Genomic DNA, 18,721 nt, shown 5'->3' on the forward strand with positions numbered 1-18,721 from the left:
CCTTTTTTATGGCGGCGGGTTCATATCAGTCGATGTATTCGAACACCTTCACGATCTTCTGTACGCCGGACACGCCCTGTACCAGGTTGGACGCGCGGGTCGCTTCCGCCTGGGTCAACAGACCCATCAGGTAAACGATGCCGTTGTCGGTGACCACTTTGATCCGCGAGCCTGGCACCGCATTGTCGGTGAGCATCTGCGCCTTGATCTTGGTGGTCAGCAGGGCGTCGTTGCTGATGGCCAGCAGCGTGATCGGGTCCATGACCTGCAGTTCATTGTGCACTTTCTTGACCCGCTGCACCGCCGAGGCGGCCTGTTCGGCCTGGGCCTTGAGGTCGGCGCGCGGCGTTTGTCCTGCCAGCAGTACAACGCCGTTGAAGCTGGTCACCACAATGCGCGAGGCGCCATTGCCCAGGTCTGTCGCGGCTTTGGCCACATTGACCTTGACCTTGGTTTCGATCAGCGAGTCATCAATGGTGCTGCCGAAGGTACGCGTGCCCCTGTCGTCCTGGATGGGGGTATCCCTTGTCGCGGTGATGGCCGTGCTGCAACCGCTGATGCCGAGGCACAGCGCAATAGTCACCAGGCTGAGTCGTTTAACGGTCATTCTTCACTCCCGAACAGTTGACTGTCGATCAGATCGCACAGGCAGTGGATCGCCAACAGGTGGACTTCTTGAATACGTGCGGTGACATTGGCCGGGACGCGAATCTCCACGTCTTCGGGCAGCAGTAGCGAGGCCATGCCGCCGCCGTCGCGTCCGGTCAATGCTACGACAATCATTTCGCGATCATGTGCGGCCTGGATCGCCTGAATAATGTTCGCCGAGTTGCCGCTGGTGGAAATCGCCAGCAGCACATCACCCGGTTGGCCCAGAGCACGGATCTGCTTGGAGAAGATTTCGTTGTAGCTGTAATCGTTGGCGATCGAGGTGATCGTCGACGAATCGGTGGTCAAGGCAATGGCCGGCAGGCTCGGGCGCTCGCGCTCGAAGCGGTTGAGCAGCTCGGAAGAGAAATGCTGGGCATCGCCGGCCGAACCGCCGTTGCCGCACGAAAGCATTTTGCCCTCGTTGAGCAAGGCGTTGACCATGACCTGACTGGCTTGCTCGATGTGCGGTGCAAGTACGTCCATCGCCTGTTGCTTGGTGTCGATGCTGGCCTGGAAAAGCTGGCGAATTCGGGATTGCATGTCCATCTGTGTGACCTTAAGTAGCGCGGCTGTTTGGCACAGAAATGTGCAGCCCGCAAAGCAAAGAGCAAAAATGTGGGGTGAAGATGCCGGGCGAATCAGCTGTCGAAGGCACTTTTGATCCAGTTCAGATCAGCCTTGCCAGACCGTGTGCTTTCTATGGCAACCACGTCGAAACGGCAGGGGGCGTCTGACCAGCGATGCTCCTTGAGCAGGAAAAACTGCGCGGCGAGTATCAGCTTCTGACGTTTGCGCCCGTCGATACTGGCGAGCGCGCCACCCCATTGTGCGTGTTTTCTGTAGCGGACTTCGACGAATACTACTGTATCGCCGTCAAGCATGACCAGATCAAGCTCTCCGCGTTTACACAACCAGTTCTGCGCCAGCAGGCGCAGACCCTGTTGCTGCAGGTAATTCAGAGCTTGCAGTTCGGCATCCTTGCCGCTTTGTGCGCTGGACCGCTCGGGCATCAGCGTGGGGTATCGGGAAGGCGCTGGACCTCGCCACCGACGAACTTCGCCCATGGCAGTTGACGGTCGACGCGTTGGTTGGTGCTGATGCCCAGGCTGCCCGACAGGCCGTCAATGCGGCTGTCCGGCAGTGCCTTGAGCTGGCCCAGGCGCGGCGCCAGGCGGTAGGCATCGACGCCCATCGCGTACAGACGGCCAAGGCTGCCATTGGCTTGCGGCCATTGTGCCGCCACCTGGTTGCGCAGCGGGTCAGTGGTGTTGAGCAGCCATGGTGTTTCGCAGAACATCACGTTGGTCATGTCCAGGTACTGGTTTTTGTCACCGCTGGCGCTGAACACGTGGGACGTGGCATACACCGGCACATCGCCGGCGTACTGGAAGTTCAGGGTCGGCTTGATCTGCTGGGCCAGTTGCGGCGGCACAGCCAGGAAAATGAACTCGATGTCCTGACGACGCGAAGGCTGGGCTGCGACGTCAGTGCCTACAGTGTTCTGCAGGCTCTTGGCGCGGCCTTCGCTTTTGCGCAACTGGAACAGTTCGGCGATCTGCTGGGCGAGCGCGACCGGTTGATCGACGTACTCGACGCCCAGCACGGTGCCGCCATTGGCTTCCCAATCCTGACGGAAGGCCTTGTAGACACGCTCGCCCCATTCGCCGCGAGGCACCATCGCAGCGGCGCGGTGCAGGCCGTCGGCGCGGGCGCGGCGCGACACTTCGCGGGCTTCGTCCTCAGCCGCCAGACCAAACTGGAACAACTGCGCCGGGCTTTGATCGGCTTCGCTGTAGTTCAGCGCCAGGGTGGTGATTGGCAATTGAGGGCGCGCGCTGAGCTGCTTGACCAGCGGCTTCTCCAGCGGACCGACCACCAATTGCACGCCGGCGGCCTGAGCCTTGGCATAGAAATCATCAAGAGAGGTCAAGCGCGAACTGTCGTAGAACTCGATCACCGGCGCTTTTTGCCCGGCCTGTTCAGCCTGGTAGTGCGCAGCCATGAAGCCTTCACGCAGCGCCTTGCCGACGGCGGCCAGCGGGCCATCCTGGGGCAGCAGCACGGCGATCTTGTTCAGGGGCTGGCTGGCCAGTTCCTTGAGCTTGGTCAGTGGCGTCGGCAACTGCACGGCGGCTGGGTGGCCAGGGTTCTGTGCGCGCCAGGTGTCGATTGCCGCCTGTTGTTGCTCCAGGGTGCCAGCACCCTTGACCGCCTTGGCCAGGCTGATCCAGCCGTCCAGCGTCGGATTGCCACTGGCTTGCAGTTGCTCTGCCGGCAGTGCGGCAATCAGGGCCCAGATCGCGTCGTGGTTGCTGCTGGCGGCATCGCCTTTGAGCCATGGCGCCATTGCCACGCGCTCGCGCGCAGCAGCCAGGGTCTGGCCATCGGCTTCATAGGCACGTGCATGCACGGTGCCGGTACGCACCTGTTGCTCTGCGGGCAGTTGATTCAGGTTTTGCAGGCTTGGATGGTTCAGCGCGGCTAACGCAGCCTTTGGCTGGTTGCGCGCCATCGCCAGTTCGGCCGCCAGGGTGCTGGCAAAGACTTGCGGGGCCGGTTTGAGGGCATTCAGGGGCACCTGCGCAAGAATCTGCGCCGAGCGGCCGGGGTTGTTCTGCCTGTAGGCCAGGTCGGCCGCGCTCAGGCGCAGCAGCGCAGCCTGTTCGGGCGTTTTGGCGGTAGTCGCCTGTTCGAGCAGTTGCTCGATACTGGCGTCCGGGGTCCGTGGAAGGTCGCCAAGGCTGGACGAGGGCGAGCTGGCACACGCGGCCAATAAGGCGGCGAGGCAGAGGGCGGAGAGCAGCCGCAGGCAAGCGATCATGTAAGTGTCCTGATACCGATCAAATTAGCGTGGAAGTGTACCCAAGCACTGGCCCAGGCGCGATGTTAGTGGCGTTAAAGCGTTGAATAAGGTCGTGCAAAAGGTGTTCATGACCACCCGCTGTCGAGTACGGGCAGGCCGTGATGGCACATTCTCAAGGCATCTACGCGCTACAATGCGGCTTTTGCCAAACATCGAGGTGTGCGTTTTGACTGCTCCAGGTCCTTTGAATTCCACTGCCGGCTCGCTTTTTGTGGTGGCGACGCCTATTGGCAACCTGGACGACATCAGTTCCCGGGCGCTGAAAATCCTGCGCGAGGTTAAATTGATCGCGGCAGAAGACACGCGGCACTCCCAGCGGTTGATGCAGCACTTTGGTATCAGCACGCCTTTGGCGGCGTGCCACGAACACAACGAACGGGAAGAGGGCAGCCGTTTTATCACCCGACTGCTGGCTGGGGATGATGTTGCACTGATCTCCGACGCGGGCACGCCTCTGATTTCCGATCCGGGTTACCACCTGGTTCGTCAGGCGCGTGCCGCTGGTATTACTGTAGTGCCTGTTCCCGGAGCGTGCGCGCTGATTGCTGCATTATCTGCCGCAGGCCTGCCATCGGACCGCTTCATCTTCGAGGGTTTCCTGCCGGCCAAGACGGTAGGGCGTCGGGCGCGTCTTCAGGCGGTAAGGGAAGAGCCGCGCACGTTGATTTTCTATGAGGCGCCGCACCGCATCCTTGAATGCCTGCAGGATATGGAGCTGGTATTCGGCGGTGATCGCCTGGCGCTGCTGGCGCGGGAACTGACCAAGACGTTCGAAACCCTCAAGGGCTTGCCGCTCGAAGAGCTGCGCGCCTTCGTTGAGGGCGACAGCAACCAGCAGCGCGGCGAGTGCGTGGTTCTGGTCGCGGGGTGGACCGCACCGGAGAGCGAGGATGCTGTCGGCAGTGAAGCCATGCGCATCCTCGACCTCCTGCTCAAGGAGATGCCGCTCAAGCGGGCGGCAGCTTTGGCAGCCGATATTACCGGGCTGCGCAAGAATGTTCTGTATCAGGTGGCGCTGGATAAACAGAAAGCCGAATAGTTCCGGGGGGTAGCCGGCATTTCGTCAGAACGTGATGGCATTGCTGCACTTTTAATACTTGTCCTGAGGCCGCCGGGCCGTTAACCTTCTCGGCGGAGAGTCGATTGGACAGTCGCTGCCCTCTATGAAAATTAGGGGGGGGAGGAAAGTCCGGGCTCCATAGGGCGAAGTGCCAGGTAATGCCTGGGAGGCGTGAGCCTACGGAAAGTGCCACAGAAAATAACCGCCTAAGCACTTCGGTGCCGGTAAGGGTGAAAAGGTGCGGTAAGAGCGCACCGCACGACTGGCAACAGTTCGTGGCTAGGTAAACCCCACTTGGAGCAAGACCAAATAGGGTCCCAAGGCGTGGCCCGCGCTGGGACCGGGTAGGTTGCTAAAGATGTCCAGTGATGGCCATCGTAGACGAATGACTGTTCAAGACAGAACCCGGCTTACAGATCGACTCTCCACCTTTTTCCTTCTGTCCGACTCCAGGGCAGAAAACCGGTAGTAACGCAAGAATCCCTCCCTGCCAAATCATTGGCAGATGCGTCTTCGTAATACCAAAAAAATCTTACTCTTAATAAATCACTTTAACTTTTGGCTCTAGTTCTTTGAGCTACTTACGCTTGATTAGCCAAAAACACCGTCGAACTCTGATTTCTCCTCCTTTAACGCTCCTAAATCTCCGTTCTGTAAGGCTTTTCCGCGTATTCGCGCCTTGACGGTGTGGTGGGCGCATTCCTATAGTGTGCGCAAGTGGCGGAAAGTGGCACAAAGTGGGTTTTTTGAACGTAAAACGCTAAAATTTGGAGAAACGCACCTGTGTTTCGCGGAGCTAATGCAATCAGTCTCGATGCAAAAGGCCGTCTCGCTATGCCGAGCCGGTATCGTGACGAGCTGATTTCGCGAAGTTCAGGGCAGTTAATCATCACGATTGACGCTGTTGACCCTTGTTTGTGTGTTTACCCGCTCGATGAGTGGGAGCTGATCGAAACCAAGCTGCGTGCCCTGCCTTCATTGCGTGAAGAAAACCGCCGTCTGCAGCGTTTGCTGATTGGTAATGCCGTCGACCTCGAGCTCGATGGCAGTGGTCGTTTCCTGGTGCCTCCGCGTTTGCGCGAATACGCCAGGCTCGACAAGCGCGCAATGCTGGTCGGCCAACTGAACAAGTTCCAATTGTGGGACGAAGATGCCTGGGATGCTGTTTCCGCAGCTGACCTGGCGGCTATTCAACAACCGGGTGCCATGCCCGACGAACTGCGTGATCTGATCCTGTGACTATTGATAGCGGCTTTAACCACATCACCGTACTGCTTGACGAAGCCGTTGAGGCTCTCGCCGTACGCGCGGATGGCTGCTATCTGGACGGCACGTTCGGCAGGGGCGGGCATAGCCGCCTGATACTCAGCCAGCTCGGGCCCGATGGCAAACTCCTCGGGTTCGACAAAGACCCTCAAGCGATTGCCACCGGGCAAGCGCTAGCGGCCGAAGACGGCCGCTTTGTCGTTGTGCAGCGCAGCTTTGCCGAGCTGGGTGCCGAAGTGGCCGAGCGCGGCATGGCGGGCAAGGTGGCCGGGGTTTTGCTCGACCTGGGCGTGTCTTCGCCGCAGCTCGACGATCCGGAGCGCGGCTTCAGCTTCATGAATGACGGCCCGCTCGACATGCGCATGGACCCTACCCGTGGCGTCAGCGCTGCGCAGTTCATCGCCACTGCCCCGGTGGAAGAAATCGCCCGCGTATTCAAGGAATACGGTGAAGAACGCTTCGCCGGCCGCATGGCGCGTGCCGTGGTCGAGCGTCGGGAGATCCAGCCGTTCGAGCGCACCGCAGACCTCGCCGAAGTGCTGAAAGTCGCCAACCCCGCGTGGGAAAAGGGCAAGAACCCGGCGACCCGTGCGTTCCAGGGCTTGCGTATTCACGTCAACAACGAATTGGGCGATCTGGAAGCCGGCCTCGAAGCCGCTCTGGAAGCGCTGGAAGTGGGCGGTCGCCTGGTGGTGATCAGCTTCCACTCCCTGGAAGACCGCATCGTCAAACTGTTCATGCGCCGCCTGGTCAAGGGCGAGTCCGACAACCTGCCGCGCAACCTGCCGGTGCGGTTCGAAGCCTTTGTGCCGAAAATCAAAGTCCATGGCAAAGCGCAGTTCGCCTCCGAAGCCGAACTCAAGGCCAACCCACGTTCCCGTAGCGCCGTTATGCGCGTCGCGGAGAAGTTGCGGTGAGCAAGCTTTTCGCCAAACCCCTGCCGGGCGGCAGCTTCTTTATGTTGCTGCTGTTTGTCGGCGTGCTGGTGTCCGCCATTGCGGTGTCCTACAGCGCGCACTACAACCGTCAATTGCTCAATACGCTCTACGGGGAGCTGAGCGTGCGTGACAAGGCGCAGGCCGAATGGGGTCGCTTGATCCTGGAACAAAGCACCTGGACGGCCCACAGCCGTATCGAAGTGCTGGCCACCGAACAATTGAAAATGCACATCCCCGGCGCGGCTGACGTGCGCATGGTGGCGCCATGATGAAGCTCGAGGGTGCACTCTACCCATGGCGCTTTCGCCTGATGCTCGGCCTGCTGGCCTTGATGGTGGGCGCCATCGCCTGGCGAATCATCGACCTGCAGGTGGTCGACCGTGACTTCCTGATCGGCCAGGGCGACGCTCGCAGCCTGCGGCATATCCCGATTCCAGCGCACCGTGGGCTGATCACCGACCGTAACGGCGAGCCGCTGGCCGTGAGTACGCCGGTGACCACCCTGTGGGCCAACGCCAAGGAATTGCAGGTAGCCAGGGACCGATGGCCGCAACTGGCCGCCGCCCTGGGGCAGGACCCAAAAGCCCTGGCCGAACGGCTTGAAGCCCAGGCCAATAAGGAATTCATCTATCTGGTGCGCGGCCTCACGCCCGAGCAGGGCCAGCAGGTGCTCGATCTTAAAGTCCCCGGTGTCTACGGCATCGAGGAATTTCGTCGTTTCTACCCGGCCGGTGAAACCACCGCGCACATGGTCGGCTTTACCGACATCGACGACCACGGCCGCGAAGGCGTCGAGCTGGCCTACGATGAGTGGCTGGCGGGCGTGCCCGGCAAGCGCCAGGTCATCAAGGACCGTCGCGGTCGGCTGATCAAGGACGTCCAGGTCACCAAGAACGCCAAGGCCGGCAAGCCGCTGGCGTTGTCGATTGACCTGCGCCTGCAATACCTGGCCAACCGCGAGCTGCGCAACGCGATCATCGAGAATGGCGCCAAGGCCGGCAGCCTGGTGATCATGGACGTGAAGACCGGCGAGATCCTTGCCATGGTCAACCAGCCCACCTACAACCCCAACAACCGTCGCAACCTGCAACCGGCGATGATGCGCAACCGCGCGATGATCGACGTGTTCGAGCCGGGTTCGACCATGAAAGCCATCTCCATGAGTGCCGCCCTGGAAACCGGACGCTGGAAACCCAGCGACAAGGTCGAGGTGTACCCGGGCACATTGCAGTTGGGCAAATACACCATTCGCGACGTATCTCGCACCGAAGGCCCGGTGCTGGACCTGACCGGTATCCTGATCAACTCCAGTAACGTCGGCATGAGCAAGGTCGCCTTCGATATCGGCGGCGAAACCATCTATCACCTGGCACAGAAGATCGGCCTGGGCCAACCCACCGGCCTCGACTTCCCCGGTGAGCGCGTCGGCAACCTGCCGAACTACCGTGACTGGAAAAAAGCCGAGACCGCCACGCTGTCCTACGGCTACGGCCTGTCGGTGACCGCGATCCAATTGGCTCACGCTTTCTCTGTATTGGCCAATAACGGCCGCATGGTTCCGTTGAGCCTGATCCACGTCGATGAGGCACCGAAAGCCACCCAGGTGATTCCGGAGAAAGTTGCCAAGACCATGCAGGGCATGCTGCAACAGGTGATCGAAGCGCCGCGCGGTGTATTCCGCGCCCAGGTGCCGGCGTATCACGTGGCCGGCAAGTCCGGTACCGCGCGTAAAACGTCGGTGGGCACCAAGGGTTACGCCGAGAACTCCTACCGCTCGCTGTTCGCCGGCTTCGGTCCGATGAGTGACCCTCGCTACGCCATCGTCGTAGTGATCGATGAGCCGAGCAAGGCTGGCTACTTCGGTGGTCTGGTCTCGGCGCCGGTGTTCAGCAAAGTGATGTCCGGCACCCTGCGCCTGATGAACATCACCCCGGACAACCTGCCGCCGACCCAGCAAGCCAACGCCGCACCTCCGGCCGCCGCTGTCAAAGCCAATGGAGGGCGCGGCTGATGTCTCTTAGTCTGAACAAGATTTTTGCCCACGCCGGCCGCGATCTGCTGATTCGCGAGCTGACCCTGGACAGCCGTAATGTCCGTGCCGGTGACCTGTTCCTGGCCGTGCCGGGTGGCAAGTTCGATGGTCGTGAACATATTGCCGATGCCTTGCAGCGTGGCGCCGCAGCTGTTGCCTATGAAGTGGAAGGCGCCACCGTGCTGCCGATCACCGACGTGCCGCTGATTCCGGTCAAGGGCCTGGCCCGACAACTGTCGGATATCGCCGGGCGGTTTTACGGTGAGCCAAGTCGTCACCTCAATCTGGTGGGCGTCACCGGCACCAACGGCAAGACCAGCGTGACCCAACTGGTCGCCCAGGCCCTTGACCTGCTGGGTCAGCATTGCGGCATCGTCGGCACCCTGGGCACCGGCTTTTATGGCGCGCTGCAAAGCGGTCTGCACACCACGCCGAACCCGATTGCCGTGCAGGCAACCCTGGCCGACCTGAAAAAGGCCGGGGCCAGGGCCGTCGCCATGGAAGTGTCGTCCCACGGCCTCGACCAGGGTCGCGTTACCGCGCTGGCCTTTGATGTGGCCGTGATGACCAACCTGTCCCGCGACCATCTTGACTACCACGGCACCATGCAAGCGTACGGTGCCGCCAAGGCCAGGCTGTTTGCCTGGAACGACCTCAAGTGCCGGGTGATCAACCTGGACGATGACTTCGGCCGGCAACTGGCTGCGCAGCACAGCGAAGCGCGCCTGATCACCTACAGCCTGGAAGATTCCAGCGCGTACCTGTATTGCCGTCAGGCCCAATTCAACGACGAAGGTGTGCGCGCCACCCTGGTGACGCCGCAAGGCGAGCACCACCTGCGCAGCACCTTGCTCGGCCGTTTCAATCTGAGCAACGTGCTCGCCGCTGTCGGCGCCTTGCTCGGACTGGATTACGCCCTCGACGAAATTCTCAACGTGCTGCCAATGCTTGAAGGCCCGGCCGGACGCATGCAGCGCCTGGGCGGCGGCACGCAGCCGCTGGTGGTGGTCGATTACGCGCACACTCCCGATGCGCTGGAAAAAGTCCTGTTGGCCCTGCGCCCGCATGCCAAAGGCAAGCTGCTGTGCCTGTTCGGCTGTGGCGGTGACCGTGATCGCGGCAAGCGCCCGCTGATGGCCGGCATTGTCGAGCGCCTGGCGGACGGCGTGCTGGTGACCGATGACAACCCGCGCAGCGAAGACCCCGCGCGGATTTTCGATGACATTCGCCAAGGCTTCAAAGACCCCGCGAACGTGACGTTCGTCGCCGGTCGTGGCGCCGCCATTGCCCAACTGATCGCCAGCGCCAGCGCGGACGACGTGGTGGTACTGGCCGGCAAAGGTCATGAGGACTATCAGGAAATCAACGGCGAGCGCCATGCCTTCTCCGATCTGGTCGAGGCTGATCGCGCGCTGACTGCCTGGGAGGCCGCCCATGCTTAAAGCCATGACGTTCCGCGAACTGGCCCAGGCCCTGTCGGCCCGTGTACTGTCCGGCGACTGCCGTTTCGACGGCGTCAGTATCGACAGCCGTAACATCACCCCCGGGCAACTGTTCGTGGCCCTGACCGGCCCGCGTTTCGACGGCCACGACTACCTGAACGACGTGGCCGCCAAAGGTGCCGTTGGCGCTCTGGTCGAGCACGAAGTGACTGACGCTGCCTTGCCGCAACTGCTGGTCGCCGACACCCGTCTGGCCCTGGGCCAGTTGGGTGCGCTGAACCGTGCCGCATTCGATAAACCCGTGGCGGCCATCACCGGCTCCAGCGGCAAGACCACGGTCAAGGAATTGCTCGCCGGCGTGCTGCGTACGCGCGGCCCGGTGCTCGCCACCCGTGGCAACCTGAACAATGATTTCGGCGCACCCCTGACCCTGCTCGAACTGGCCCCGGAACATACCGCCGCCGTGATCGAGCTGGGCGCCTCGCGCGTCGGCGAAATCGCCTACACCGTGGCGCTGACCAAGCCCCACGTTGCCGTGATCAACAACGCCGGCACCGCCCACGTCGGTGAGTTCGGCGGCCCGGAAAAAATCGTCGAGGCCAAGGGTGAAATCCTTGAAGGCCTGGACGCGTCGGGTACGGCCGTGTTGAACCTCGACGACAAGGCCTTCGAGACCTGGCGCATCCGCGCCGACGGTCGCAAGGTACTGACGTTTGCGGTGCTCAACGCCGCAGCGGATTTTCACGCCTCCAGCATCGCCGCCGATGCGCGTGGCTGCCCGTCCTTCACCTTGCACACGCCACAAGGCAGCGCGCAGGTGCAACTGAATCTGCTGGGCAACCATAACGTCGCCAACGCCCTGGCTGCCGCCGCCGCCGCCCATGCCCTGGGCGTCTCGCTGGCCGGTATTGCCAGCGGCCTGGGCGCGGTGCAGCCGGTCAAGGGCCGCACGGTCGCGCAATTGGCCGGCAACGGCATGCGCGTGATCGATGACACCTACAACGCCAACCCGTCTTCCATCAATGCGGCGGTCGACCTGCTCAACGGCTTTGCCGGGCGCAAGGTGCTGGTGCTGGGGGATATCGGCGAGCTGGGCGACTGGGCCGAGCAAGGCCATCGCGAAGTCGGCGCGTATGCCGCCGGCAAGGTCGACGCGCTCTACGCCGTGGGCCCGAATATGGCCCACGCCGTCGCGGCCTTTGGTGCCGGCGCGCAGCATTTCACGACTCAGGGCGAGTTGATCCAGGCGCTGACGGCGGCTGAACAAGACCCACAGACAACCCTTTTGATCAAGGGATCGCGCAGCGCGGTGATGGAAAACGTCGTCGCAGCCTTGTGCGGTTCCAGTACGGAGAAACATTAATGCTGCTGCTGCTGGCTGAGTATCTGCAACAGTTTCACAAAGGCTTCGCGGTCTTTCAGTACCTGACCCTGCGCGGGATTCTCGGTGTGCTGACCGCGTTGTGCTTGTCGCTGTTCCTGGGGCCGTGGATGATCCGCACCCTGCAGAACCTGCAAATTGGTCAATCGGTGCGCAATGACGGCCCGCAGTCGCACCTGTCCAAATCAGGCACGCCCACCATGGGCGGCGCGTTGATTCTGTCGTCCATCGGCATCAGCACCTTGCTCTGGGCCGACCTGCACAACCGCTACGTGTGGGTGGTGCTGCTGGTGACCCTGTTGTTCGGTGCCATCGGCTGGGTCGATGACTACCGCAAGGTGATCGAGAAAAACTCCAAGGGCCTGCCGAGCCGCTGGAAGTACTTCTGGCAGTCGGTGTTCGGCCTGGCCGCGGCGATCTTCCTGTACACCACTGCGCCAAGCGCCGTGGAAACCACCCTGATCATCCCGATGCTCAAGGACGCCAGCATCCCGTTGGGCATTGGCTTCGTGGTGCTGACCTACTTCGTGATCGTCGGCTCCAGCAACGCGGTCAACCTGACCGACGGCCTCGACGGTTTGGCGATCATGCCGACGGTGATGGTGGGCGGCGCGCTCGGCATCTTCTGCTACCTGTCGGGCAACGTGAAATTCGCTGAGTACCTGCTGATTCCCTACGTACCGGGCGCGGGTGAGCTGATCGTATTCTGTGGCGCGCTGATCGGCGCGGGCCTGGGGTTCCTCTGGTTCAACACCTACCCGGCGCAGGTCTTCATGGGCGATGTCGGCGCACTGGCGCTGGGCGCCGCCCTGGGCACCATCGCCGTGATCGTGCGCCAGGAAATCGTGCTGTTCATCATGGGCGGTGTGTTCGTGATGGAAACCCTGTCGGTGGTCATCCAGGTGGCGTCCTTCAAGTTGACCGGGCGCCGCGTGTTTCGCATGGCGCCGATTCACCACCACTTTGAACTCAAGGGCTGGCCCGAGCCACGCGTGATCGTCCGTTTCTGGATCATCACCGTGATTCTGGTCCTGGTCGGCCTTGCCACCCTGAAACTGAGGTAGAAACGAGTGTCCCTGATCGCTTCAGACCACTTCCGCATCATTGTCGGCCTCGGCAAGAGCGGCATGTCCCTGGTTCGCTTCCTGGCGAACCGGGGCACGTCGTTTGCCGTGGCCGACACGCGGGAAAATCCACCGGAGCTGGTCACGCTGCGCCGTGACTACCCGCATGTGGAAGTGCGTTGTGGCGAACTGGACGTCGAGTTCCTGTGCCGCGCCGATGAGCTCTACGTGAGCCCCGGCCTGGCCCTGGCGACCCCCGCCCTGCAAGCGGCGGCGGCACGTGGTGTGAAGCTGTCCGGCGATATCGACCTGTTTGCGCGTAACGCCAAAGCGCCGATCGTGGCCATCAGCGGTTCCAACGCAAAAAGCACCGTGACCACCCTGGTGGGCGAAATGGCCGCTGCGGCCGGCAAGCGCGTGGCGGTAGGCGGCAACCTTGGCGTGCCGGCGCTGGATTTGCTCAGCGACGACGTCGAGCTGTACGTAATGGAACTGTCGAGCTTCCAGCTGGAAACCACCCACGACCTGGGCGCCGAAGTCGCCACTGTGTTGAACGTGAGTGAAGACCACATGGACCGCTACAGCGGCCTGCCGGCCTATCACCTGGCCAAGCACCGGATCTTCCGCGGTGCACGGCAAGTGGTGGTCAACCGCCAGGATGCCCTGAGCCGTCCACTGATGGGCGAAGGCCTGCCGTGCTGGACCTTCGGCCTGGGCAAACCCGACTTCAAGGGCTTCGGCATTCGTGAAGAGAACGGCGAGAAATACCTGGCCTTCGAATTCCAGAACCTGATGCCGGTGCGCGAGCTGAAAATCCGTGGCGCCCATAACCAGTCCAACGCCCTCGCGGCCCTGGCGCTGGGGCATGCCGTGGGCCTGCCGTTCGACGCCATGCTGTCGAGCCTGCGCACCTTCGGCGGTCTCGAGCATCGCTGCCAATGGGTGCGCGACCTCGACGGCGTCGGCTATTACAACGATTCCAAGGCCACTAACGTCGGTGCGGCACTGGCGGCCATCGAAGGCCTGGGCGCCGACATCGATGGCAAGCTGGTGCTGATCGCCGGTGGCGACGGCAAGGGCGCCGACTTCAAGGACCTCAAGGCGCCGGTCGCCGCCCATTGCCGCGCCGTGGTGTTGATGGGCCGGGATTCGGACCTGATCGCCGCCGCCCTCGGCAACGATGTACCGCACGTACGTGCCGCCTCCCTGGACGACGCGATTGCCCGGTGCAAGGCGCTGGCCCAACCGGGCGATGCGGTGCTGCTGTCGCCGGCGTGCGCCAGTTTCGACATGTTCAAGAACTATGAAGAGCGCGGCCAGTTGTTCGCCCGCGCCGTGGAGGCTTTGGCATGAGCCTCAACCTGAGAAACATCATCAAGCCGTACCCGTCGCCGATCATCACCGGGCGCGGCATCGACCTCGATTTTCCGATGCTCGCCGGCTGCCTCGCGCTGCTGGGCCTGGGCCTGGTGATGATCACCTCGGCGTCGTCCGAAGTGGCCGCCGTGCAGTCGGGCAACACCCTGTACATGATGATCCGTCACCTGGTGTACCTGGTGATCGGCCTCGGCGCGTGCATCGTCACCATGATGATCCCCATCGCCACCTGGCAACGCCTGGGCTGGCTGATGCTGATCGGCGCGTTTGGCCTGCTGATCATGGTGATCCTGCCCGGCATCGGGCGCGAGGTGAACGGTTCGATGCGCTGGATCGGCTTCGGCGCGTTCAACGTGCAACCGTCGGAAATCGCCAAGGTGTTCGTGGTGATCTACCTCGCCGGCTACCTGGTGCGTCGCCAGAAAGAAGTGCGCGAAAGCTGGATGGGCTTCTTCAAGCCGTTCATCGTGCTGCTGCCGATGGCCGGCCTGTTGCTGATGGAACCCGACTTCGGCGCCACCGTGGTGATGATGGGCGCGGCGGCGGCGATGCTGTTCCTTGGCGGCGTCGGTCTGTTCCGCTTCACCTTGATGGTGGTGCTGGCGGTGGCTGCGGTTACCGTGCTGGTGCAGGCGCAACCCTACCGGATGGCCCGTCTGATTACCTTTACCGATCCCTGGTCCGATCAGTTCGGTTCCGGCTACCAGTTGACCCAGGCGCTGATTGCCTTCGGTCGCGGCGAGTGGCTGGGCGTGGGCCTGGGCAACAGTGTGCAGAAACAGTTCTACCTGCCGGAAGCCCACACCGACTTCGTGTTCTCGGTACTCGCCGAAGAGCTCGGCGTGGTCGGTTCGCTGTGCACCGTCGCGCTGTTCGTGTTCGTCTGCGTTCGCGGCATGTACATCGGCTTGTGGGCCGAGAAGGCCAAACAGTATTTCGCCGCTTATGTGGCGTACGGCCTGTCGTTCCTGTGGATCGGCCAGTTCCTGATCAACATCGGCGTGAACGTCGGCCTGCTGCCGACCAAGGGCCTGACCTTGCCGTTCCTCAGTTACGGCGGCAGTTCGTTGGTGATTTGCTGCGCGTGCCTGGGCCTGTTGCTGCGCATCGAGTGGGAGAGTCGAACCCACCTGGGCAGCGAAGAGATGGAGTTCAGCGAAAGCGACTTCGCCGAGGAGCCGACCCATGGGCGCTAATGTGCTGATCATGGCGGGCGGCACCGGGGGCCACGTGTTCCCGGCCCTGGCGTGTGCGCGTGAGTTCCAGAACCGTGGCTACAGCGTGCACTGGCTCGGCACACCGCGTGGCATCGAAAACGAACTGGTGCCCAATGCCGGCTTGCCGTTGCACCTGATCAATGTCACCGGCCTGCGCGGCAAGGGCAAATTGTCCCTGCTCAAAGCGCCGTTCGTCTTGCTCAAGGCGGTGTGGCAGGCACGCAAGGTCATCCGTCAATTGCAGCCGGTGTGCGTGCTCGGCTTTGGCGGTTATGTGACTGGCCCCGGCGGCGTGGCGGCAAAACTCGCCGGCGTGCCGGTGATCGTGCACGAGCAGAATGCCGTCGCCGGCACCGCCAATCGCCTGCTGGTGCCGCTGGCGGCGCGTGTGTGCGAGGCCTTCCCGAAGACCTTTGGTGCCTCGGACAAGTTACGCACCACCGGCAACCCGGTGCGCACCGAACTGTTCATGGGCATTGCCCGTCAGGCACTCGCAGGGCGCAAGCCGCACCTGTTGATTCTTGGCGGCAGCCTGGGCGCTGAACCGCTGAACAAATTGCTGCCTGAAGCGCTGGCGCAACTGCCCGTGGACCTGCGTCCCGAAGTGTTTCATCAGGCCGGCAAACATCACGATGAAGTCACCGCCCAGCGTTATCGCGAAGCGGGTGTGGAGGCTGATGTGCAGCCCTTCATCAAAGACATGGCCCATGCCTATGGCTGGGCCGACCTGGTGGTCTGCCGCGCTGGTGCGCTGACCGTCAGTGAACTGGCCGCCGCCGGTCTGCCGTCGTTGCTGGTGCCTTTGCCCCATGCCATCGACGATCACCAGACCCGCAACGCCGAATATTTGGCCGGGGAGGGCGCTGCCTTCCTGCTGCCGCAAAGAACGACTGGCGCCGCCGATTTGGCCGCACGCCTGACCGAGGTTTTGATGCAACCGGAACGACTCAACAGCATGGCGAGCACCGCAAGCCGCCTGGCCAAACCTGACGCAACCCGCACCGTGGTCGATATCTGCCTGGAGGTGGCCCGTGGTTGAGAATCAGAAAGCCATGCCGCAACCCGAAATGCGCCGCATCCGTCGTATCCACTTCGTCGGCATCGGCGGTGTGGGCATGTGTGGTATTGCCGAAGTGTTGCTGAACCTGGGCTACCAGGTGTCCGGCTCGGACTTGAAAGAGTCGCCGGTGACTGATCGCCTGAAAACCTTCGGCGCGCAGATCTTCATCGGCCACCGTGCCGAGAACGCTGCCGAGGCTGACGTACTGGTGGTGTCCAGCGCCGTGAACACGTCCAACCCGGAAGTGGCCACTGCCCTTGAGCGCCGCATCCCGGTGGTGCCGCGTGCCGAGATGCTTGCCGAGTTGATGCGCTACCGTCACGGCATCGCCGTGGCCGGCACCCATGGCAAGACCACCACCACCAGCCTGATCGCCTCGGTGTTCGCTGCCGGTGGCCTGGACCCGACCTTCGTTATCGGTGGCCGCCTGAATGCAGCCGGCACCAATGCCCAGCTCGGCACCAGCCGCTACCTGATCGCCGAAGCCGATGAAAGCGATGCGAGCTTCCTGCACTTGCAACCGATGGTCGCCGTGGTCACCAATATCGACGAAGACCACATGGCCACCTACGACGGTGACTTCAACAAGTTGAAGAAAACCTTCGTCGAGTTCCTGCACAACCTGCCGTTCTACGGGCTGGCGGTGCTGTGCCTGGATGATCCGGTGGTGCGTGAAATCCTGCCGCAGGTGAAACGTCCGACCGTGACCTATGGCTTCAGCGAAGATGCCGACGTGCGTGCGATCAACGTGCGCCAGGAAGGCATGCAGACCTACTTCACCGTGCTGCGTCCCGACCGCGAGCCGTTGGATGTATCGGTCAACATGCCGGGCAACCACAACGTGCTCAACTCCCTGGCAACCATCTGCATCGCCTCCGATGAGGGCGTCAGCGATGAAGCCATCGTCGAGGGCCTGTCGCGCTTTGCCGGCGTGGGCCGCCGCTTCCAGGTCTACGGCCAACTGCCGGTGGAAGGCGGCGACGTGATGCTGGTGGATGACTACGGTCACCACCCCACCGAAGTGGCAGCCGTGATCAAGGCCGTGCGCGGTGGCTGGCCGGAGCGCCGCCTGGTGATGGTCTACCAGCCGCATCGCTACAGCCGCACCCGCGACCTGTATGACGATTTCGTCAATGTATTGGCCGACGCCAACGTGCTGCTGTTGATGGAAGTCTACCCGGCCGGTGAAGAGCCGATCCCGGGTGCCGACAGCCGCAAACTGTGCAACAGCATCCGCCAGCGTGGGCAGTTGGACCCGATCTACATCGAGCGTGGCGTGGACCTGGCGCCGATCGTCAAGCCGCTGCTGCGTGCCGGCGACATTCTGCTGTGCCAGGGTGCCGGTGACATCGGTGGCCTTGCCCCGAAATTGCTCGCGAGCCCGCTGTTTGCGTCCGCCAAGGGGGCGTCGAAATGATCACCGACTACGCCTCCCTGTTCTCCACCATCACGCCTGCCGACTTCGGCCGCGTGGCCGTGTTGTTCGGCGGCACGAGCGCCGAGCGTGAAGTGTCGCTCAAGTCCGGCAACGCGGTGCTCCAGGCGCTGCAGAGCGCCGGTGTGAATGCGTTCGGTATCGACGTCGGCGATGATTTTCTCGCGCGTCTGCAGGCCGAAAAGATCGACCGTGCCTTCATCATCCTGCACGGCCGTGGCGGTGAAGACGGCAGCATGCAGGGCCTGCTGGAATGCGCCGGCATCCCTTACACCGGCAGCGGGATCCTCGCGTCGGCACTGGCGATGGACAAGCTGCGTACCAAGCAGGTGTGGCACAGCCTGGGCATTCCGACGCCGCGTCACCGAGTGCTGTGCAGCGAAGACGATTGTATTTCTGCAGCCAAGGAACTGGGCCTGCCTTTGATCGTCAAACCAGCCCATGAAGGCTCCAGTATCGGCATGGCCAAAGTGAACTCGGCCGCCGAATTGATCGACGCATGGAAAGCGGCCAGTACCTACGATTCGCAAGTGATGGTTGAACAGTGGATCCAGGGTCCCGAGTACACCATCGCCACCCTGCGTGGCCAGGTATTGCCGCCCATCGCATTGGGCACGCCCCACACCTTTTACGACTACGACGCCAAGTACGTGGCTTCCGATACCCAGTACCGGATCCCGTGCGGCCTTGACGCAGACAAAGAACAGCAATTGATGGACCTCACGGCCAAAGCCTGTGAGGCGCTGGGTATCGCCGGTTGGGCGCGGGCAGACGTGATGCAGGATGACCAGGGCAACTTCTGGTTCCTGGAAGTCAACACGGCGCCGGGCATGACCGACCACAGCCTGGTCCCCATGGCAGCCCGTGCCGCCGGTCTGGATTTCCAGCAGTTGGTGCTGGCGATCCTTGCCGAAAGTATTGAGCCAAGAGGCTAA

The 18,721-nt window shown here is 62.4% G+C and carries 17 protein-coding genes and 1 other RNA gene; 14 read left to right on the forward strand and 4 right to left on the reverse strand.

Annotated elements, in window-relative coordinates; all coding sequences use genetic code 11:
* Positions 1–25 precede the first annotated feature (25 nt).
* The 4 genes from RHM60_RS21080 to RHM60_RS21095 all read right to left on the reverse strand — a co-directional run bounded on the left by RHM60_RS21080 (position 26) and on the right by RHM60_RS21095 (position 3,472).
* On the reverse strand, positions 26–607 hold the full coding sequence (locus tag RHM60_RS21080; protein WP_004371998.1) for a BON domain-containing protein: 582 nt from the start codon (positions 605–607) through the stop codon (positions 26–28).
* Entirely contained in the window at positions 604–1,197 is a 594-nt protein-coding gene (locus RHM60_RS21085) for a phosphoheptose isomerase (protein ID WP_007904374.1), read from the reverse strand. Before RHM60_RS21085 ends, RHM60_RS21080 begins: the two co-directional genes overlap by 4 nt.
* A gap of 92 nt (positions 1,198–1,289) precedes the next feature.
* Complete coding sequence (locus RHM60_RS21090; RefSeq protein ID WP_209988748.1) at positions 1,290–1,661, reverse strand: YraN family protein; 372 nt, start codon at positions 1,659–1,661, stop codon at positions 1,290–1,292.
* Complete coding sequence (locus tag RHM60_RS21095) at positions 1,661–3,472, reverse strand: penicillin-binding protein activator (protein WP_322212677.1); 1,812 nt, start codon at positions 3,470–3,472, stop codon at positions 1,661–1,663. Before RHM60_RS21095 ends, RHM60_RS21090 begins: the two co-directional genes overlap by 1 nt.
* Before the next feature lie 175 nt (positions 3,473–3,647).
* Between RHM60_RS21095 and rsmI the strand changes: the two genes are divergently transcribed.
* The 14 genes from rsmI (at position 3,648) to RHM60_RS21165 (ending at position 18,721) form a co-directional block, all read left to right on the forward strand.
* Positions 3,648–4,553, forward strand: coding sequence for a 16S rRNA (cytidine(1402)-2'-O)-methyltransferase (rsmI, locus tag RHM60_RS21100; RefSeq protein WP_209990670.1), 906 nt, complete (start codon positions 3,648–3,650; stop codon positions 4,551–4,553).
* 96 nt (positions 4,554–4,649) lie between these two features.
* Positions 4,650–5,003, forward strand: an RNA gene (gene rnpB, locus RHM60_RS21105) — RNase P RNA component class A.
* A gap of 354 nt (positions 5,004–5,357) precedes the next feature.
* Positions 5,358–5,813: a division/cell wall cluster transcriptional repressor MraZ gene (gene mraZ / locus RHM60_RS21110; protein ID WP_004371993.1), complete on the forward strand. Its 456-nt coding sequence runs from the start codon at positions 5,358–5,360 to the stop codon at positions 5,811–5,813.
* Positions 5,810–6,757, forward strand: a complete 948-nt coding sequence (gene rsmH, locus RHM60_RS21115; RefSeq protein WP_373460486.1) for a 16S rRNA (cytosine(1402)-N(4))-methyltransferase RsmH — start codon at positions 5,810–5,812, stop codon at positions 6,755–6,757. Before mraZ ends, rsmH begins: the two co-directional genes overlap by 4 nt.
* A complete protein-coding gene (gene ftsL, locus RHM60_RS21120; RefSeq protein ID WP_004371991.1) occupies positions 6,754–7,047 on the forward strand; it encodes a cell division protein FtsL in 294 nt (97 codons plus the stop codon). Before rsmH ends, ftsL begins: the two co-directional genes overlap by 4 nt.
* Entirely contained in the window at positions 7,047–8,789 is a 1,743-nt protein-coding gene (locus tag RHM60_RS21125) for a penicillin-binding protein 2 (RefSeq protein ID WP_322214647.1), read from the forward strand. Before ftsL ends, RHM60_RS21125 begins: the two co-directional genes overlap by 1 nt.
* Positions 8,789–10,252: a UDP-N-acetylmuramoyl-L-alanyl-D-glutamate--2,6-diaminopimelate ligase gene (locus tag RHM60_RS21130; protein ID WP_322212678.1), complete on the forward strand. Its 1,464-nt coding sequence runs from the start codon at positions 8,789–8,791 to the stop codon at positions 10,250–10,252. The genes RHM60_RS21125 and RHM60_RS21130 overlap by 1 nt, the downstream gene beginning before the upstream one ends.
* A complete protein-coding gene (locus tag RHM60_RS21135; RefSeq protein WP_209988753.1) occupies positions 10,245–11,615 on the forward strand; it encodes a UDP-N-acetylmuramoyl-tripeptide--D-alanyl-D-alanine ligase in 1,371 nt (456 codons plus the stop codon). The genes RHM60_RS21130 and RHM60_RS21135 overlap by 8 nt, the downstream gene beginning before the upstream one ends.
* Positions 11,615–12,697, forward strand: coding sequence for a phospho-N-acetylmuramoyl-pentapeptide-transferase (gene mraY / locus RHM60_RS21140; RefSeq protein WP_004371987.1), 1,083 nt, complete (start codon positions 11,615–11,617; stop codon positions 12,695–12,697). Before RHM60_RS21135 ends, mraY begins: the two co-directional genes overlap by 1 nt.
* Positions 12,698–12,703: 6 nt before the next feature.
* Positions 12,704–14,050, forward strand: coding sequence for a UDP-N-acetylmuramoyl-L-alanine--D-glutamate ligase (murD, locus tag RHM60_RS21145; protein ID WP_322212679.1), 1,347 nt, complete (start codon positions 12,704–12,706; stop codon positions 14,048–14,050).
* Positions 14,047–15,270, forward strand: coding sequence for a putative lipid II flippase FtsW (gene ftsW / locus RHM60_RS21150; protein ID WP_004371985.1), 1,224 nt, complete (start codon positions 14,047–14,049; stop codon positions 15,268–15,270). Before murD ends, ftsW begins: the two co-directional genes overlap by 4 nt.
* Positions 15,260–16,330: an undecaprenyldiphospho-muramoylpentapeptide beta-N-acetylglucosaminyltransferase gene (gene murG, locus RHM60_RS21155; RefSeq protein ID WP_231422544.1), complete on the forward strand. Its 1,071-nt coding sequence runs from the start codon at positions 15,260–15,262 to the stop codon at positions 16,328–16,330. Before ftsW ends, murG begins: the two co-directional genes overlap by 11 nt.
* 13 nt (positions 16,331–16,343) lie before the next feature.
* Positions 16,344–17,768 (forward strand): UDP-N-acetylmuramate--L-alanine ligase, encoded by a 1,425-nt coding sequence (gene murC / locus RHM60_RS21160; protein WP_209990680.1) that lies wholly within the window; start codon positions 16,344–16,346, stop codon positions 17,766–17,768.
* The gene (locus tag RHM60_RS21165; RefSeq protein ID WP_231422545.1) at positions 17,765–18,721 is read left to right on the forward strand and encodes a D-alanine--D-alanine ligase; all 957 of its coding nucleotides are present in this window, start codon (positions 17,765–17,767) and stop codon (positions 18,719–18,721) included. Before murC ends, RHM60_RS21165 begins: the two co-directional genes overlap by 4 nt.

The organism is Pseudomonas sp. MH9.3, from assembly GCF_034354675.1.
Classification (GTDB): domain Bacteria; phylum Pseudomonadota; class Gammaproteobacteria; order Pseudomonadales; family Pseudomonadaceae; genus Aquipseudomonas.

Coding starts and splice junctions, on each gene's coding strand:
- ftsW (WP_004371985.1), top strand. CDS start 14,047: ATGAGCCTCAACCTGAGAAACATCATCAAGCCGTACCCGTCGCCGATC.
- RHM60_RS21095 (WP_322212677.1), bottom strand. CDS start 3,472: ATGATCGCTTGCCTGCGGCTGCTCTCCGCCCTCTGCCTCGCCGCCTTA.
- mraY (WP_004371987.1), top strand. CDS start 11,615: ATGCTGCTGCTGCTGGCTGAGTATCTGCAACAGTTTCACAAAGGCTTC.
- RHM60_RS21130 (WP_322212678.1), top strand. CDS start 8,789: ATGTCTCTTAGTCTGAACAAGATTTTTGCCCACGCCGGCCGCGATCTG.
- RHM60_RS21135 (WP_209988753.1), top strand. CDS start 10,245: ATGCTTAAAGCCATGACGTTCCGCGAACTGGCCCAGGCCCTGTCGGCC.
- RHM60_RS21085 (WP_007904374.1), bottom strand. CDS start 1,197: ATGGACATGCAATCCCGAATTCGCCAGCTTTTCCAGGCCAGCATCGAC.
- rsmI (WP_209990670.1), top strand. CDS start 3,648: ATGCGGCTTTTGCCAAACATCGAGGTGTGCGTTTTGACTGCTCCAGGT.
- RHM60_RS21125 (WP_322214647.1), top strand. CDS start 7,047: ATGAAGCTCGAGGGTGCACTCTACCCATGGCGCTTTCGCCTGATGCTC.
- RHM60_RS21090 (WP_209988748.1), bottom strand. CDS start 1,661: ATGCCCGAGCGGTCCAGCGCACAAAGCGGCAAGGATGCCGAACTGCAA.
- RHM60_RS21080 (WP_004371998.1), bottom strand. CDS start 607: ATGACCGTTAAACGACTCAGCCTGGTGACTATTGCGCTGTGCCTCGGC.
- murC (WP_209990680.1), top strand. CDS start 16,344: ATGCCGCAACCCGAAATGCGCCGCATCCGTCGTATCCACTTCGTCGGC.
- murG (WP_231422544.1), top strand. CDS start 15,260: ATGGGCGCTAATGTGCTGATCATGGCGGGCGGCACCGGGGGCCACGTG.
- RHM60_RS21165 (WP_231422545.1), top strand. CDS start 17,765: ATGATCACCGACTACGCCTCCCTGTTCTCCACCATCACGCCTGCCGAC.